This is a genomic window from Devosia sp. LC5 (assembly GCF_000735585.1).
In the GTDB taxonomy this organism is placed as follows: domain Bacteria; phylum Pseudomonadota; class Alphaproteobacteria; order Rhizobiales; family Devosiaceae; genus Devosia.
Map to the genome: position 1 here is coordinate 86316 of NZ_JNNO01000004.1, position 16525 is coordinate 102840.

The window sequence follows — 16525 nt, forward strand, 5'->3', positions numbered from 1 at the left end:
TTCGATCGTCGCTAGTGCTTTACGACGATTAGCGCACCGACGCGGACGCGCTCATAAAGATCGGTCACGTCTTCATTGGTCAGGCGAATGCAGCCCGAGGAAACCGCCTGGCCGATCGACCAGGGCTCGGACGTGCCATGTACGCGATACAGCGTCGAGCCGATATAGAGGGCGCGGGCGCCCAGCGGATTGTCCGGGCCGCCGGGCATATAGGCCGGCAGGTCCGGCACGCGCTTGCGCATCTGCGGCGGCGGGGTCCAGCCCGGCCATTCGGCCTTGCGGGTGATGCGATGGCTGCCTGACCATGTGAAACCGTCGCGGCCCACGCCCACGCCATAGCGGATGGCCTTGCCGTCTTCGAGTACCAGATAGAGCCGGCGCTCGCCGGTTTCGATCACGATCGTGCCGGGCTTGTAATTGCTCGCATATTCGATCGTTTCCCGCTTGACCGGGCTGCCGCCCCGATTGCGCGTCTTGGCGACACTGGGCTCTTCCCAGGTATTGGTGTCGGCATTGTAGACACGAGCAGCCATGCTGGGCATGGTCAATGACACCGACAAAAGTATCGACAGCCCGATTGCCGCGGCTGTTCTGAATTTGGACATCTGACGACTGGCCTCTGAAAATAGATGGGCTGGCGATTCGCCCATCGGATCAATGACGATTTGCTTACGCGGTTTACAAAACAGCAGGAAGGGCGCCTGCCCCCTTTCCGCCACACTCCAGACATGTTCACTAAATTGTGTTGCCAGGTGGTTACAAAAAGCGCTCACCGTTCCGTGATCCCTCGCCTTTGGGTGCATTGACTTGCCAGCGTTCGCCCGGCATCTGGGCGGCTATTAGCGAGGAGAGCCCTGCGATGAATGATGATCTCAAGCGCCAGGCCGCCGCCATGGCGCTGACCGAGGTAAGGCCAGGCATGCGGCTGGGCCTGGGTACCGGCTCGACGGCCTGGCATTTCGTCGACCTGCTCGGCGCAAAAGTCGCCGAGGGTTTCGACTGTATCTGCGTGCCTACTTCCGAGGTCACGGCAAGGCAGGCCGAGAGCCTGGGCATTCCCCTCTCGAACCTCGAGACCCTGGATCGGCTCGACGTCACCGTCGATGGCGCCGACGAGATCGATCCGGCGCTCAACCTCATCAAGGGGGCAGGGGGCGCGCTGCTGCGCGAAAAGATCGTCGCTGCCGCCTCCGATGTCATGATCGTGATTGCCGACGGCTCCAAGCTGGTCGACACGCTCGGCAAGTTTCCGCTGCCCATCGAGGTCAATAGCTTTGGCCTGGGCGCGACCCAGCGCGCCATTGCCGAAGTGAATGCAGCCCATGGTGCGCAAGGCGGCCTCAAACTGCGGCAAACCAAGGACGGCGCGCCCTATGTCACCGATGGTGGCCACCTGATCCTCGATGCATTTTTTGGCCGCATTTCGCAGCCAGAAGCGCTGTCACGGGATTTGCTGGACATTGCCGGCGTCGTGCAGCACGGGCTGTTCCTCCAGATGTGCAAGAAGGCTTATGTCGCGATGCCGGATGGCGTAAGAACCATCCAGGTATGAAATGAGGGTGGATTCGAACAGGATGGATATTTCGATGATGACCGGTGTGTTGAAGCGCTCCAAGGCGCTGGTGGTTATTGCTTTGAGCGTGAGCATGCTCGGCCTGTCGGCTCCGGCCTTTGCGCAGGAAGTGGCGCCCGAACAATTGGCGCTGGCCCGCAAATATATCGATCTGACCGATCGCGCGGCGATCTATGAGGTCACGCTGGTGCAGACTGCGATCGATACCATGCGCCAGATCGTGCAGCAGAATCCGGAGCTGACCGAGCAGACCGATGCCGCCATCACCAAGACGCTCGAGGAATACAAGGGCCGCAAGGGCGAGTTGCTCGATCAGTTCGCCCGCGTCTATGCCGTTCGCTTTACCGCGGCCGAACTGCAGGAAATCGTCACTTTCTATGAATCGCCCACCGGCGCCAAGCTCTCCCAGGCCAATGCCGAGGTGAATACCGATATCCAGCGCGTGCTGACCGTGTTCACCAACACGCTGCAGCAGGAATTCTACGCCAAGGTTCGCGCCGAATTGCGCGCCCAGGGTGTGCAGCTCTAGCCCGCCATTGGTACCCGAATTGGACCCCGCCTTGTGCGGGGTCTTTTTTTATGCGATGCGCCATCCGATATTCATCGGTATTAGACGATATAACCAGCCAGCGGAGTCAGCATGTCCGACACTTACGATCTCGTTGTGATAGGCGCCGGCTCCGGGGGCGTGCGCGCGGCCCGCATGGCCGCCACCTATGGTGCCAAAGTCGCCGTCATCGAGGAATTCCGAGTCGGGGGCACCTGCGTCATTCGCGGCTGCGTCCCCAAAAAGCTTTATGTCTATGCCAGCCGCTTCAACGACCTGTTCGATGTGGCCTCCAGCTTTGGCTGGCAGGTCGACGCCTCCTTTGATTGGCCAACCCTGGTCGCCGCCAAGGAAAAGGAAATCACCCGGCTCGAACACGCCTATACTTCGAACCTCGAAAAGCCCGGCGTCGAGATCATCAAAGATCGGGCGCTGGTCACCGGTCCCAATACGGTTCATCTCGTAGCGGGCGACCGTGACCTGACCGCCAAATACATCCTTGTCGCCACCGGTGCAGCTCCCTTCGTCCCGCCCATTCCCGGCTATCAATTGGGCATCACCTCCAACGAGGCTTTCGATCTGCCGGCACTACCCCATTCCATCCTCATCGAAGGCGGCGGCTATATCGCGGTCGAATTCGCCACCATCTTTGCCGGCCTGGGCGTCGATACCACCATCATCTATCGCGGCGACTGCATCCTGCGCGGCTTCGACGATGATATGCGCCGGGGCCTTGAGGCCGGCCTGATCGATCGCGGCATCAAGCTCATCTACCAGACCACAATTAAGTCGCTGGCCAGGCACGGCGACGACATTGCCGCCACCTTCAGCGACGGTGTCACCGCCCCCTATGGCGTCGTCATGTTCGCCACCGGCCGCAATCCCAATGTGCGCGGCCTTGGCCTTGAAACCGCTGGCGTCAAGCTGACCCCGGCCGGCGCCATCGCCGTCGACGCCTATTCGCAGACCTCGTGCCCCTCCATTTACGCAGTGGGCGACGTCACTGGCCGCGCTGCGCTGACCCCCGTCGCCATTCGCGAAGGCTGGTATTTCGCCGAGACCGTGTTCAACAACAACAAACTCGCCGTCGATCACTCGCAAATCCCCACGGCCGTCTTTTCCGAGCCAGAAATCGGCGTCATTGGCCTCACCGAAGGTGAAGCCGCTACCCATGGCGATATCGACGTTTACGTCGCCCGCTTCCGCCCGATGATCAACACGCTCTCCACCCGCACCGAGCGCATGGTGCTCAAGCTGATCACCGAAAAGGACGGCGGCAAGGTGCTGGGCTGCCACATCCTGGGCCCCGGCGCCGCCGAAATGATCCAGCTCATCGCCATCCCCATGGGCATGACCGCCACCAAGGCCGATTTCGACCGCGCCATCGCGCTCCATCCGAGTGCCGCCGAAGAATTGGTGACCTTCAAGGCCCCCAGCTACGTCTATCGGGATGGGCAGAAGGTCTAGCCCGGATATCTCCACCTAACCTCCCCCTGATAGGGGGAGTGTTCGTATTGGACTCATCCCACCCACGATGTCATTCCGGCGCAGGCCGGAATCCATGCTGAAGGCTATCCCGCCGCTGGATGTGTGTGGATCGCCACGGACATGGATTCCGGCCTGCGCCGGAATGACACCGCATTCTTGAATACGCCCAGAGTACCTCCCCATCATGGGGAGTTCACTTGGGGACTTGGCCGCGTGCTCGATTTTCCTGTTCATCGTCATCACCCGGCTAGTCCGGGTGATCCATCTCTCAGCGAATGCGGAAGCATGGATTGCCCGGACAAGCCGGGCAATGACGGCGGAACTGAGTTTGGGAGAACATGCCAAAGTCCCCCAAGTGAAAACGTCCCCTGGGGAGCCAGCCGGGGGAGTGGGGGTCGCGCCTTGCTCCGGGATGCGCAGACGGATCTGCGGGCAGGAGGGCTACGGTCACCTGCTGGGGTCGCGATGCTGCCTTCCGACCAAGGCCCGGCACCCCGAGGCAAGTTGCGCCTCACATTTATTTACTCACGAGGCGAATCTGGTCTCGGGGTCCGTCCGTCTATCGACAACCGCAGCACAGGCGGCGCTTCCATACGCCCTATACTAAAGCCCACCCCGAATATCCTTGTCCCGGCCCGCCGCCCTTGGTATTCCGCCAGCAACAATGCGTAACCCCGCGTGAGCGAGACCCGACATGACCACCTGGACCCCCAATAGCTGGCGCGACAAGCCCATCTCGCAGGTGCCTGCCTATCCGGACAGCGCTGCGCTGGCCGAAGCTGAGCGTCAATTGGGCACTTTCCCGCCGCTGGTCTTTGCCGGTGAAGCACGCGATCTCAAGTCCAAGCTGGCCGCGGTGGCCCGTGGCGAGGCTTTCCTGCTGCAGGGCGGCGATTGTGCCGAGAGCTTTGCCGAGCACGGTGCCGATCACATCCGGGACTTCTTCCGCGTCTTCCTGCAGATGGCCGTCGTGCTGACCCATGGCGCCAGCAAGCCCGTGGTCAAGGTCGGCCGTGTCGCCGGCCAGTTCGCCAAGCCGCGCTCCGCCGATACCGAAACCATCGATGGCCTGGAACTGCCCAGCTATCGCGGCGACATCATCAATTCCATCGAATTCACCGAAACTGCCCGCGTCCCCGATCCGGATCGCATGCTGCAGGCTTATCGCCAGTCGGCCGCCACGCTCAATCTGTTGCGCGCCTTCTCCATGGGCGGCTATGCCGAGCTGACCCGCATCCACGAATGGACCGTCGGGTTCATGAAGGGCTCCAATTGGTATCCGCGCTACGAGGAAGTGGCGCGCAAGATCGATGATGCGATCACCTTCATGGCCGCGCTCGGCCTCAACCCAGACAACACGCCGGCCCTGCGCCAGACCAGTTTCTTCACCAGCCACGAAGCCCTGCTGCTCGGCTATGAGGAAGCCCTGACCCGGCGCGACTCCATCACCAATGACTGGTACGCCACCTCCGGCCACATGCTGTGGATCGGCGACCGCACCCGCCAGCCCGATGCGGCCCATGTCGAATATTTCGCCGGTATCAAGAACCCCATCGGCATCAAATGCGGCCCGACCCTGAGCAGCGAAGACCTGCTGCGCCTGCTGGACCGCCTCAATCCCACCGATGAGGCCGGCCGCATTACCCTCATCGCCCGCTTCGGCTCCGACAAGATCCACGATCACCTGCCGCGCCTGATCGAAACCGTGCAACGCGCCGGCCGCACCGTCGTCTGGTGCTCCGATCCGATGCATGGCAACACCATCAAGGCCTCGACCGGCTACAAGACCCGCCCATTCGAGCGCGTCCTGTCGGAGGTGAAGAGCTTCTTTGAAATCCACCGTGACATGGGCACCTATGCCGGCGGCGTGCATATCGAAATGACCGGCGACGACGTCACCGAATGCGTCGGCGGCGTCTCGGCCGTCACCGAAGCCTCCCTCTCGGACCGCTATCACACCTATTGCGACCCCCGCCTCAACGCGAGCCAGGCATTGGAACTGGCCTTCCTCGTCGCCGAAGAAGTCCACGCCCAGAAACCCCCACGCGAAACCCGCATCGCGGGCGAATAGGGCAGGGCGCGCGAGCCCCGGTGCAGCACCTCCCCCTCGACGGGGAGGTGTTCCCCAACCCGCCGTTTAGCGGAACATTAACCCTAATGACCCATAAATTTCCTGAGCGACCCAGAATGGGTCCACGTTCTGGAGATCGTCATGAAGCGCTCCCTGTCCAGCGCCGCCGCGATATTGGCTCTCGGCACCGCCATGCCAACCCTGGCCGCCGATTACCCGTTATTTGGCGAGATGCGGCCTTCCTATGACAATGGCTGGGAACAGAGCGCACAAGGCCCACTGCGCTTTGAGACCGGCCTGCGCTACTGGTATTCGTGGTCTGAACAGAATCACAATATCGGTCCCTACGCCCAGGATGTGGAATCCACATCGAGTTCCGGCGAAGCATTCCTGCGCATTGATGATGACGCGACCAGTAGCTATGTCGAAGCCACCGGCGGCTATGGCATTGCCCACGAGGGCAGCTACAGCACTAATGGTGGCGCTAGCCTTGATCTGCCCGCAGCCCGGCTGGGTTATGTCGGCGCCGATTTCGGATGGTTGCCTTTCGGCGATGCGAGCGGCCAGATGGGCCTGGGATTTGTCGCTGGCTATCAATTCACCAATGACTCTCCCGATACCGGCAGTGCCGATTTCACCACGGCGGAAAGCTCCTCCGATATCTCATGGTCGCCGGCCACAGGGGATTGGGGCGTGGGAGGCGACAGTGAGGTCAATAGCTTCGATATTCACGGACTCAAGCTGGGTGTCACTGGCCGCGCCGATTTTGGCGCGTTCGACTTAACTGGTGAGGCAGCGGCAACGCCCTACGCTTGGGTTAGCGGCACCTATGGCGCCTATTCTTCGCCTTGGGGCACGCCCACCCAGCTTCAGGCCTCGGCCGTTACGCTGAACGGTTTTGGCTACGGTGCCTCAGGCAAATTGATGGTGGGTTTCCATCCGACCGAAAACCTGACCATCCGTGTCGGCGGCCGCGCCTCTTATCTCGAGGGCCAGTATGATGCTAGCTGGGAAGAGGCCTCGATCACGCCGCCACAAGCAACCGGCGGCGACCCGGCCTATTCGGCGCCCTCATTGACCAAGCAGCGCTATGTCGTCCGCGACAATCCCTTCTCCATGTTCCGCTACGGCGCGCTGCTCGAAATCACCGGCCGCTTCTAGTCTCTGCACCCCATCTCCTCCTTTTGATCCGCTTGCCCTTGCCGGGGTGAGCGGATAAGTCTTGCCCGCGCGCGGTTTTGCGCCGCTGCGCCATCTCATTTCCCAGCACACGGGCCAGCATCATCGTGACAGACCGCCTCAGAATTGCGCTTGCCCAGCTCAATCCCAAGGTCGGCGATATCGCCGGCAATCTGGCGCTTGCCCGCCAGGCGCTGAGCGACGCCGCCGCCGCCAAGGCCGACATCCTGATGCTCTCCGAGCTGTTCCTCACCGGGTATTTCCCTGACGATCTGCTGTTCAAGCCCAAATTCGTCGCCGACGCGATGCAGGCCGCCCGCGATCTGGTTGCCGACACCACCGGCACGGGTGTCGTCCTGATCCTGCCCACTGTCTGGCGCGACCAGACCGGCCTGCACAACACCGTCGTCGTTGCCGAAGATGGCGAGATCATCGCCACGCGTCTCAAGCGCGAACTGCCCAATGACGATGTCTTCTACGAAAAGCGCTATTTCGTCCCTGGCGTGCTGCCCGAGCCGGTGACCATCAAGGGCGTCTCGGTCGGCATTCCGATCTGCGAGGACATCTGGCACCCCTGGGTCTGCGGCCATCTGGTGCAGCGCGGCGCCGAAATCCTGCTCTGCCCCAATGGTTCCCCCTATTGGACCAATAAGCAGCATATCCGCAAGGAACTGGTCCGCGCCCGCGTAGCCGAGGATCGCGTGCCGCTACTCTATCTCAACCAGGTCGGCGGCCAGGACGAACTGGTGTTCGATGGTGCCTCCTTTGCCATCGAGCCCGGCGACAAGCTCGTGTTCCAGGGCAAGTCCTTCGCCACCGATTTCATCGTCTCCGACTGGGCCGACGGCGACAATGGCTGGACCTGCACCAATGGCCACGTCACCGAACTGACCACCACCGACGAAGCCCCCTGGCTCGCCTGCGTACTCGGCCTGCGCGATTACGTGCATAAGAACGGCTTCAAGCAGGTCGTCCTCGGCCTGTCCGGCGGCATCGATAGTGCCGTAGTCGCCGCCATGGCCGTGGATGCCCTCGGCGCCGAAAATGTCCACTGCCTCATGCTGCCCTATCGCTACACGTCCGAGGACAGCCTCAAGGACGCCAAGGATTGCGCCACCCGCCTGGGCGTACGCTACGATATCGTCTCCATCGGCAATCCGGTGGATGACGCGCTGATCGAACTGGCCCCCATCTTCGACAATCGCCCTGCCGATCTGGCCGAAGAAAACATCCAGTCCCGCATGCGCGGCGTCGTCCTCATGGCCGTCTCCAACAAGCTGGGCTCCATGCTCCTCACTACCGGCAACAAGTCGGAAATGGGCGTCGGCTACGCCACCATCTATGGCGACATGAATGGCGGCTACAATCCGCTCAAGGACATGTTCAAGATGGAGGTCTATCGCCTGGCCGCCTGGCGCAATGCCCATGTCCCCGGCGATTGCCTTGGCCCCGCGGGCGAAGTCATTCCCGCCAATATCATCGCCAAGGCACCATCGGCCGAACTGCGCCCCAACCAGACCGACCAGGATAGCCTGCCGCCCTATCCGGTGCTCGACGCCATCCTCACCGCCATGGTCGAGGAAGAAAAGTCGATCGCCGAGATCGTGGCCCTGGGCTATGACGAGGCACTGGTGCAGCGCATCGAACGCCTGCTCAATATCGCCGAGTACAAGCGCCGCCAATCGGCTCCCGGCCCCAAGCTCACGCCCAAGGCGTTTGGGCTGGGCCGCAAATATCCCATTACCAACGGCTACAAGGACCGGACCATCGGATGACCATCGTGCGCTGGGCGCCATCGCCCACTGGCCGCATTCACCTCGGCAATGCCCGCCCGGCCATGCTCAACTGGTTCTTCGCCAGGCGCCATGGCGGCCGCTATGTGCTGCGCATGGACGATACCGATACGGCCCGCTCCACCCGCGAATTCGCCGATGGCATCGAGGCCGACCTGGCCTGGCTCGGCATCACGCCCGACCTTTTGGTCCGCCAGTCCGACCGCACCGCGCTTTATGACGCCGCCCGCGACCGCCTCATCGCCGCCGGCCGGCTCTATCCCTGCTACGAAACCGAGGATGAGCTGGACCGCCGCCGCAAGCGCGCCCGCGCCTTGGGGAGGCCGCCGATCTACGATCGCGCCGCCCTCAAGCTGACCGAGGAAGACCGCGCCAAGCTCGAAGCCGAGGGCCGCAAGCCCCATTGGCGCTTCAAGCTCGACGGCCGCCCCGTGCAGTTCGAAGACCTCATCAAGGGCACACAGACCGTCAACACCGCCTCCATGTCCGACCCCGTTCTGGTGCGCGAAGACGGCTCCTACCTCTACACGCTCCCCTCCGTGGTCGACGATATCGATCTGGGCATCACCCATGTCATCCGCGGCGAGGACCACGTCTCCAATACCGGCACCCAGATCGAAATCTTCGAGGCGCTGGGCGGCCCGGTACCGATTTTCGGCCACCACAATCTTTTGACTGACGCCGAAGGGCAGGGCTTTTCCAAGCGCCTCGGCTCCCAGTCCCTGTCCGATTTCCGCGCCGAAGGCTATGAACCGCTTGCCATCGCCATCATGGCCAGCATCACCGGCACGAGCCTGCCCATCGAGCCCTACGCCTCGCTGGACGATATCGCCGCCAAGCTCGATTTCTCCATGATCTCCCATGGCGCCGCGCGTTTCGATCCCGTTGAACTGGATAATCTCAACGCCCGCCTGCTGCACGCCATGCCTTACGAAACCGCCTTGCCGCGCCTCACGAGCCTGGGCCTCGAAGGCGAAGCCATCTGGCTCCTGCTGCGCGATAATCTGAGCAAGTTCAACGACATCGTGGAGTGGTCCAAGCTCGTGCTCGGTCCGGTCGAGCCAGTTATTGCCGACGAGGACCGGGATTTCCTGGCCCTCGCCAAGGCGCTGCTGCCGCCTGAACCATGGTCGCTCGAAACCTGGGGCGAGTGGACCAATGCGCTCAAGGCCGCCACCGGCCGCAAGGGCAAGCCGCTCTTCCTGCCGCTGCGTCTGGTGCTAACCGGCCGTCACGATGGCCCCGAGCTTAAGAGCCTGCTCCCGTTGGTTGGGCGTACGGCGTGTCTGGCCCGACTACCCTGACCACCTTGTCGCCGAACTGCACCAGCCGCAGCTGAGTTTCCCCCGGCGGTGGCGCCACGACACGGGCCACCGTTTCGCCAGGCCCGGCAGGACGCGGACGGGGCAGGGGCACATCGACCAGATTGGCCGTCTGCACCGCTTCGGCAGCCGGAACCGGAATCTGTCCGCGCGGATCGCGCAGCGGCAGCGGGAAGCTCGCTCCCTGCACCTCGATCATGGCGCGCGCCTGCCCATTGGCGGCTGTTGCCGTGATCAGCTTGCCGTCAGATTGCGGCATCACCCGGCAGCTGGCATTCATGTCGATTTCATTGCGATATTTGAACGCGGTCGGCAGGTCCGTATAGGCCTGGTTGAACATGTTACGCATCTGCTCGGGCTCTTGGCCCGGATTGTCGTAATAGTAGATTTCCACCGGCTCATTGGGACACATGGCTTTGCATTGCCCCATGTCATTGCCGACATAGTCGGGCAGGGTCGAATAACTGATCGGCCAGAAATAGCCGTCGCTCAGCCGCACACACACGGTGCGCACGGTCCGATAGCCCTGGTAGCCAAAATCGCCGCCATTCACCATCTGGCCATTGGAAAAGTCGCCTTCCGTGGTGGTGCCGAAAATGCGGTCGAACACGTTCTGGCGGTCATTGGAAAACGTGGCGTTCGAACCGCCATTGGCATTGCAGCCGAATCGCGCCATTTCCTGCAAAATCGCTTCGCGCTGCTGCGATACCGCGCCCGCCGAATTGACCGATTGCGACACCGCCGCGTAATCCCGGCGCAGCCGCAGCACTTCGCGCGCCACCTGCTGGCATTGCGGCGTCAGTGTCCGCCCGGCCTTGGCGTCGTCGTTACATCCGTCGCGAATATAGCGGCTTTCCGCATTCTGCACGTCGCGGGCCAATTGCCGCGCCGCCTGCGAATTGCCATCCCGTTGCTGGAAGTCGCCATTGCGGTCGAACTGGCGCAATTGCCGGTCGAGCCGTGAGCAGGCCGACGATTGGGCATAGGCCGTGTTCACGTCGAGCGCCAACACCAGTGTCGCCAAAACCAGCAACAATAGCGTCCGAATGCCCATTCCGCCCAAATTCACCATCAAGTCCCACTCGTCCGCGCCGCAACACGCGCATAGTATCGGCCCTTAAGACATCGCTAGGGCCGGTTGCAACAGTATAGTGTCGCGACCAGCGCCGAGATAGCGCAGCCCGGCCACACAACAGCGAGAATGCACCGATGAATCTAGCCACGCTGAACAATGGCCGCCCCGATGGTCAGCTCGTGGTCCTCTCGCGGAACCGTGCTCGCTATGTTTCAGCTGGGCGAGTCGCTCCCACCTTGCAAGCCGCGCTCGACGATTGGGACACAGCCGTGCCGGCCCTGTCGGCCCTCGCCGCCCAGCTTGATGCCGGCCAGATTTCGGGCCAGCCTTTCGACGTCAAGCGCGCCTTGGCCCCCTTGCCACGCGCCTATCAATGGATCGATGGCGCCGCCTATCTCAACCACGCCGAACGCGTCCGCACCCTCAAAGGCACGCGCGATGCCGACGTCGCCAACCGTCCGGTGCTCTATCAGGGCGCCTCTGACACACTCTCGGCCCCCACCGCCCCCATCATTACGCCCGAACCCGATCTGGCGCTCGATTTCGAAGCCGAAGTTGCCGTCATCATCGGCGCCGTGCCTATGCGCGCCACCCTGGAGCAAGCCGCCGCCGCCATCCGCCTCGTCACCATCTGCAACGACGTCTCCATGCGGCGCCTCGTAGCCAATGACCTGCAAAACGGCTTCGGCTATTTCCACGCCAAGCCCGCCACCGCCTTCGCCCCCATCGTCACCACCCCCGCCGCGCTGGGCGCCGCCTGGCGCGACAATCGCCTGCATCTGCCGGTGCGCTGCGAGGTCAATGGCACCCTTTTTGGCCAGCCCAATGCCGGCTCTGACATGTATTTCGACTTCGCCGCCCTCATCGTTGAAGCCGCCCGCACTCGCGCCCTCGCCGCCGGCACGATTATCGGTGGCGGCACCATTTCTGTGCCGCACGAGGAAAGCCTGCCCATCAAACCCGCCGGTATCGGTTTTGCCTGCATTGTCGAAGCCCGCAATGTCGAAAAGCTCAAATACGGCCGCGCCCGTACTCCCTTCCTGCAGCCGGGCGACACCATCCGCATCGGCGCCATCGGCAGCGACGGCCAATCCATCTTCGGCGATATCGCGCAAACCGTAGTGCTGTTTTAAATTCCAGAAGACCTCATGGTGAGCCTGTCGAACCACGAGGTCGAGCGAGTGGAGGCAGGTGTGCCACGACCTCGTCCTTCGACAAGCTCAGGATGAGGTCTACTGCACTGCCGCTACTCTTTCCCCTTGACCGCCGCCACCACTCCGGCCAATGTCGCGCTCATGAAGACCAATGCTATTCAGATTAACGTCTGCATTATTACCTGCTAACCACTCGTTGGCGGCACGGTCTTCTTCATCCTGATTTTCTGATATCCGAAGAGCCGTCAGCCAGCGCAACTCCGCATGGCCAGGAAGCCTTTGATGACCTCGGGAACTCCGCTTACCCTTTACAATACGCTGACCCGCACCAGGGAACCCTTCGTTCCCCTGGATGCGGAAAATGTGCGCATGTATGTCTGCGGCCCCACGGTCTATGACTTCGCCCATATCGGCAATGCGCGGCCGGTCATCGTGTTCGACCTGCTGTTCCGGCTGCTGCGGCACACCTATGGCGCCGATCACGTCACCTATGTCCGCAACATCACCGACGTCGATGACAAGATCAACGCCCGAGCCGCCCGCGATTTCCCCGCGCTCCCGCTCAACGAAGCGATCCGCCGCGTCACCGAAAAAACCGGCGATCAATTCGCCGCCGACGTCAGGGCATTGGGCACGCTCGAGCCCACCTATCAGCCCCGCGCCACCGATTTCGTGCTGCCCCGGCCCGACGGCAAGCCCGACATGGTGAGCCTCATCGAGCGCCTCATCGCCAATGGCCACGCCTATGAAGCCAATGGCGAAGTGCTGTTCGACGTCAAATCCATGCCCGATTACGGCCAGCTTTCCGGTCGCAATCTCGAGGATAATCTCGCCGGCGCCCGCATCGCCGTCGACGCCCACAAGAAAAACCCGGCCGATTTCGTGCTCTGGAAACAATCCAGCGCTGAAGAACCAGGCTGGGAAAGCCCATGGGGCAGGGGGCGTCCCGGCTGGCATATCGAATGCTCGGCCATGAGCGCGGCCTATCTCGGGGAGGTCTTCGACATACACGGCGGCGGGCTCGACCTGATCTTCCCGCACCACGAAAACGAAATCGCCCAGTCCCGCTGCGCCCACGGTACGCACGAAATGGCCCGCGTCTGGATGCATAACGGGTTCCTCCAGGTTGAAGGGCAGAAAATGTCCAAGAGCCTGGGCAATTTCGTCACCATCAACGAACTGCTCGAAACCGGAACCATGGGCGGCCACGCCTGGCATGGCGATGTGCTGCGCCTGGCCATGCTGATGACCCATTACCGCGAGCCCATCGATTTCTCGCTCAAACGCCTCGAAGAGGCTGAAACCAAGCTGCGTGACTGGCAACGCGCCGCCCGCAACGCTGAACTCGCCAATGACGACACGCCCGACGCCTCGGTCATTGCCGAGCTGGCTGACGACCTCAATTTCCATCGCGCCAGCGTGGTGCTCGACGCCATCGCCAAAAAAGCCAATCGCGACGACACTCGCGCCAGCCATTGCCTCGCCGCCACCCTCAGCTTCCTCGGCTTCAGCCTCGATAGCCTGCTGACCTCCGACGACGGCTGGGAAGAACCGCCCCACATCGCCGCCGCCATAGAAAACCGCCTCGCCGCCCTCAACGCCAAGGACTTCGCCACAGCCGACGCCATCCGCAACGACCTCACCGAACAGGGCATCTCCCTGATGGACTACAAGGACCCCGAGACAGGCGAACGCAAGACCAAATGGGAGAGCAAGCGGTGAAGGCCCCCGGAAAATCAGAGGCCCATACCGGTGGCTGCCAATGTGGCGCCGTGCGCTTCAGCGTCACAAGGCTGGGCCGCCCCTCGATCTGCCATTGCCGCATGTGCCAGAAAGCCTTTGGCAGCTTCTTCGGTCCGCTGGTCACAGCTCATAATGCCGTCTGGACCCGGGGCGAGCCCAAGTGGTTCCAGAGCTCCAATGCCGCCCGCCGCGCCTTTTGCGGCGATTGTGGCACGCCCTTGGGCTACGAGACCCGCTTCGGCCTCGAACTCGCCATCGGCGCCTTCGACGATCCGACCGTCGCCGCGCCGCAAATCCAGGTGAACCTTACCGACAAGGTGCCATTTTTCGATGGCCTAACCAGCCTGCCGGTCTCCACCCATCAAAGCGATGAATGGCGCGATTTCCTGGCCGGCATCCATTCCAACCAGCACCCCGATCACGACACGGCCGATTGGCCACCGCAGAGGGAAGAATCATGACGGAAGCCTATCGCCATCTCGCCCGTAGCGGCGGCTGCCAATGCGGCGCCATCCGCTTTCACGCCACCGAACTGCGCGACAATCCCCATGTCTGCTATTGCCGCATGTGCCAGAAGGCCATGGGTAATTTCTTTGCCGCCCTGGTTGGCGTGCGCCACCATCACCTCACCTGGACCCGCGGCGAACCCGCCGAATTCATGAGCTCGGACCTGGCCGCGCGCGGCTATTGCCGCGATTGCGGCACCCCGCTCTATTACCGCGCCATCGGCGGCGAACACCTCTCCATGTCGATCGGCGCCTTCGACGAGCCCTACACCATCCCCGTGCTCTACCAGTTCGGCATCGAGGGCCGGCACCCCTCCCTGCTGCACCTCGCTGCTATCGAAGAGGTGGGCACCACCGAAACCAATATGCCTGACGAAGTCGGCCCCATCCGCGATACCAACCACCAACACCCCGACCACGACACACCGGTCTGGCCGGACCCTAGTTGAGTACGAAAATGCCCAAAGAACGCCTCTATATCTTCGACACGACCCTACGGGACGGCGCCCAGACGGCTGGAATCGAGTTCTCGCTCGAGGACAAGATTTCCATTGCCGGCCTGCTTGAGCAATTGGGTGTCGACTATATTGAAGGCGGCTATCCCGGCGCCAATCCGGTCGATACCGAGTTCTTTGAAGAGAAGCGCACCAAGCGTGCCAAATTCACCGCCTTCGGCATGACCAAGCGGGCAGGGCGCTCTGCCGCCAATGATCCGGGCATTCAGGCCCTGCTCAATTCGCGCGCCGACGCCACCTGCTTTGTCGCCAAAACCTGGGATCACCAGGTCAGGACCGCGCTTGAGATCAGCCTCGAAGACAATCTCGAAAATCTGCGCGACACCGTCACGGCCGCCGTTGCTGCCGGCAAGGAAGCTCTGATCGATTGCGAGCATTTCTTCGACGGCTTCAAGAGCAATCCCGATTATGCCCTGTCCTGTGTCACAACGGCGCTGGAAGCAGGCGCGCGCTGGGTCGTGCTCTGCGACACCAATGGCGGCACCATGCCGTCCGAAACCCGCGACATCGTCGGCAAAGTGCTGGCCGTCGCCCCCGGCACCCACCTGGGCATCCATGCCCATGACGATACCGGCCAGGCCGTCGCCAATACGCTCGCCGCCATCGAGGCCGGCGTGCGCCAGATCCAGGGCACGCTCAACGGCATCGGCGAACGCTGCGGCAATGCCAACCTCATCACCATCATCCCCACCCTGGTGCTCAAGCCGCTCTTTGCCGACCGCTTCGAAACCAATATCGACGCGGCCCGCCTCGAGCGGCTGACCCAGATTTCCCGCGCCTTCGATGACAGGCTCAATCGAGCCCCCCAGCGCCAGGCGCCCTATGTCGGCGCCTCCGCCTTCGCCACCAAGGCCGGCATTCACGCCTCCGCCCTGCTCAAGGATTTTTCCAGCTACGAGCATGTGCCCCCCGAAAGTGTGGGCAATGAGCGCGCCATCATGGTCAGCCAGCAGGCCGGCAAGTCCAACCTGCTGACGGCTCTCGCCCGCCACGATATCGTCCTCGCCAAGGATGATCCGCGCCTCGAAAAGCTGCTCGCCACCGTCAAGGAGCGCGAGTCACGCGGCTATTCCTATGATGGCGCCGACGCCTCTTTTGCCGTCCTCGCCCACGAAGTGCTCGGCACGCTCCCGAGCTATTTCACCGTCGAGAATTACCGCGCCAGCGTCGAACGCCGCCACAACGCCCAGGGTGAAGAGATCACCGTCACCGAAGCCGTGGTCAAAATCCGCGTCGCGGGCGAATTGCTGATGTCGGTGGCCGAAGGCAATGGTCCGGTCAACGCGCTCGATCTGGCCATGCGCAAGGACCTCGGCAAATATTCGTCCCGCATCGAGGATTTGGAACTGGTCGACTTCAAGGTCCGTATTCTGGACGGCGGCACGGGCGCGGTCACCCGTGTACTGGTTGAAAGCCGCGATGGCACCGGCGAGCGCTGGTACACCATCGGGGTATCCCCCAACATCATTGATGCATCCTTTGAAGCTCTATATGAATCCATCACATATAAGCTGTTGAAGACTGAAGCGGCGCAGGGGACAACAGAAAAGGTGGCATAA

14 protein-coding genes are annotated in these 16525 nt (G+C 62.4%); 12 read left to right on the forward strand and 2 right to left on the reverse strand.

The features are described 5' to 3' along the window. Window positions 1-11: 11 nt before the first annotated feature. Entirely contained in the window at window positions 12-605 is a 594-nt protein-coding gene (locus FF80_RS03320) for a L,D-transpeptidase (protein WP_035097503.1), read from the reverse strand. Window positions 606-859: 254 nt separating this feature from the next. Here FF80_RS03320 and rpiA point away from each other — a divergent pair, with 254 nt between their 5' ends. The 7 genes from rpiA (at window position 860) to gltX (ending at window position 9955) form a co-directional block, all read left to right on the forward strand. Beyond that, a complete protein-coding gene (gene rpiA, locus FF80_RS03325) occupies window positions 860-1552 on the forward strand; it encodes a ribose-5-phosphate isomerase RpiA (RefSeq protein WP_035097504.1) in 693 nt (230 codons plus the stop codon). 22 nt (window positions 1553-1574) lie between these two features. Next, on the forward strand, window positions 1575-2102 hold the full coding sequence (locus FF80_RS03330) for a DUF2059 domain-containing protein (RefSeq protein WP_035097506.1): 528 nt from the start codon (window positions 1575-1577) through the stop codon (window positions 2100-2102). 111 nt (window positions 2103-2213) lie between these two features. Continuing rightward, window positions 2214-3587, forward strand: coding sequence for a glutathione-disulfide reductase (gene gor, locus FF80_RS03335; protein WP_035097508.1), 1374 nt, complete (start codon window positions 2214-2216; stop codon window positions 3585-3587). Window positions 3588-4302: 715 nt separating this feature from the next. Further along, a complete protein-coding gene (locus FF80_RS03340) occupies window positions 4303-5679 on the forward strand; it encodes a 3-deoxy-7-phosphoheptulonate synthase class II (RefSeq protein WP_035097510.1) in 1377 nt (458 codons plus the stop codon). 141 nt (window positions 5680-5820) lie between these two features. Continuing rightward, window positions 5821-6840: a hypothetical protein gene (locus tag FF80_RS03345; RefSeq protein WP_035097512.1), complete on the forward strand. Its 1020-nt coding sequence runs from the start codon at window positions 5821-5823 to the stop codon at window positions 6838-6840. A 125-nt stretch (window positions 6841-6965) separates the two neighbouring features. Beyond that, window positions 6966-8633: an NAD+ synthase gene (locus FF80_RS03350; RefSeq protein ID WP_035097568.1), complete on the forward strand. Its 1668-nt coding sequence runs from the start codon at window positions 6966-6968 to the stop codon at window positions 8631-8633. Then, window positions 8630-9955, forward strand: coding sequence for a glutamate--tRNA ligase (gene gltX / locus FF80_RS03355; protein WP_035097514.1), 1326 nt, complete (start codon window positions 8630-8632; stop codon window positions 9953-9955). The genes FF80_RS03350 and gltX overlap by 4 nt, the downstream gene beginning before the upstream one ends. Here the strand turns inward: gltX and FF80_RS03360 are convergent. Next, window positions 9900-11045: a DUF2865 domain-containing protein gene (locus FF80_RS03360; protein WP_035097515.1), complete on the reverse strand. Its 1146-nt coding sequence runs from the start codon at window positions 11043-11045 to the stop codon at window positions 9900-9902. The genes gltX and FF80_RS03360 overlap by 56 nt on opposite strands. Window positions 11046-11182: 137 nt before the next feature. Here FF80_RS03360 and FF80_RS03365 point away from each other — a divergent pair, with 137 nt between their 5' ends. The 5 genes from FF80_RS03365 to cimA all read left to right on the forward strand — a co-directional run bounded on the left by FF80_RS03365 (window position 11183) and on the right by cimA (window position 16525). Next, window positions 11183-12181, forward strand: coding sequence for a fumarylacetoacetate hydrolase family protein (locus FF80_RS03365; RefSeq protein WP_035097517.1), 999 nt, complete (start codon window positions 11183-11185; stop codon window positions 12179-12181). 303 nt (window positions 12182-12484) lie between these two features. After that, window positions 12485-13924, forward strand: coding sequence for a cysteine--tRNA ligase (gene cysS, locus FF80_RS03370; RefSeq protein ID WP_035097518.1), 1440 nt, complete (start codon window positions 12485-12487; stop codon window positions 13922-13924). Beyond that, on the forward strand, window positions 13921-14406 hold the full coding sequence (locus tag FF80_RS03375; protein WP_035097519.1) for a GFA family protein: 486 nt from the start codon (window positions 13921-13923) through the stop codon (window positions 14404-14406). The genes cysS and FF80_RS03375 overlap by 4 nt, the downstream gene beginning before the upstream one ends. Then, a complete protein-coding gene (locus FF80_RS03380) occupies window positions 14403-14900 on the forward strand; it encodes a GFA family protein (protein ID WP_035097520.1) in 498 nt (165 codons plus the stop codon). The genes FF80_RS03375 and FF80_RS03380 overlap by 4 nt, the downstream gene beginning before the upstream one ends. Before the next feature lie 8 nt (window positions 14901-14908). After that, window positions 14909-16525, forward strand: coding sequence for a citramalate synthase (gene cimA / locus FF80_RS03385; protein ID WP_035097521.1), 1617 nt, complete (start codon window positions 14909-14911; stop codon window positions 16523-16525).

Coding starts and splice junctions, on each gene's coding strand:
- cysS (WP_035097518.1), top strand. CDS start 12,485: ATGACCTCGGGAACTCCGCTTACCCTTTACAATACGCTGACCCGCACC.
- FF80_RS03320 (WP_035097503.1), bottom strand. CDS start 605: ATGTCCAAATTCAGAACAGCCGCGGCAATCGGGCTGTCGATACTTTTG.
- FF80_RS03330 (WP_035097506.1), top strand. CDS start 1,575: ATGGATATTTCGATGATGACCGGTGTGTTGAAGCGCTCCAAGGCGCTG.
- FF80_RS03340 (WP_035097510.1), top strand. CDS start 4,303: ATGACCACCTGGACCCCCAATAGCTGGCGCGACAAGCCCATCTCGCAG.
- FF80_RS03360 (WP_035097515.1), bottom strand. CDS start 11,045: ATGGTGAATTTGGGCGGAATGGGCATTCGGACGCTATTGTTGCTGGTT.
- cimA (WP_035097521.1), top strand. CDS start 14,909: ATGCCCAAAGAACGCCTCTATATCTTCGACACGACCCTACGGGACGGC.
- rpiA (WP_035097504.1), top strand. CDS start 860: ATGAATGATGATCTCAAGCGCCAGGCCGCCGCCATGGCGCTGACCGAG.
- FF80_RS03365 (WP_035097517.1), top strand. CDS start 11,183: ATGAATCTAGCCACGCTGAACAATGGCCGCCCCGATGGTCAGCTCGTG.
- gltX (WP_035097514.1), top strand. CDS start 8,630: ATGACCATCGTGCGCTGGGCGCCATCGCCCACTGGCCGCATTCACCTC.
- FF80_RS03345 (WP_035097512.1), top strand. CDS start 5,821: ATGAAGCGCTCCCTGTCCAGCGCCGCCGCGATATTGGCTCTCGGCACC.
- FF80_RS03380 (WP_035097520.1), top strand. CDS start 14,403: ATGACGGAAGCCTATCGCCATCTCGCCCGTAGCGGCGGCTGCCAATGC.
- gor (WP_035097508.1), top strand. CDS start 2,214: ATGTCCGACACTTACGATCTCGTTGTGATAGGCGCCGGCTCCGGGGGC.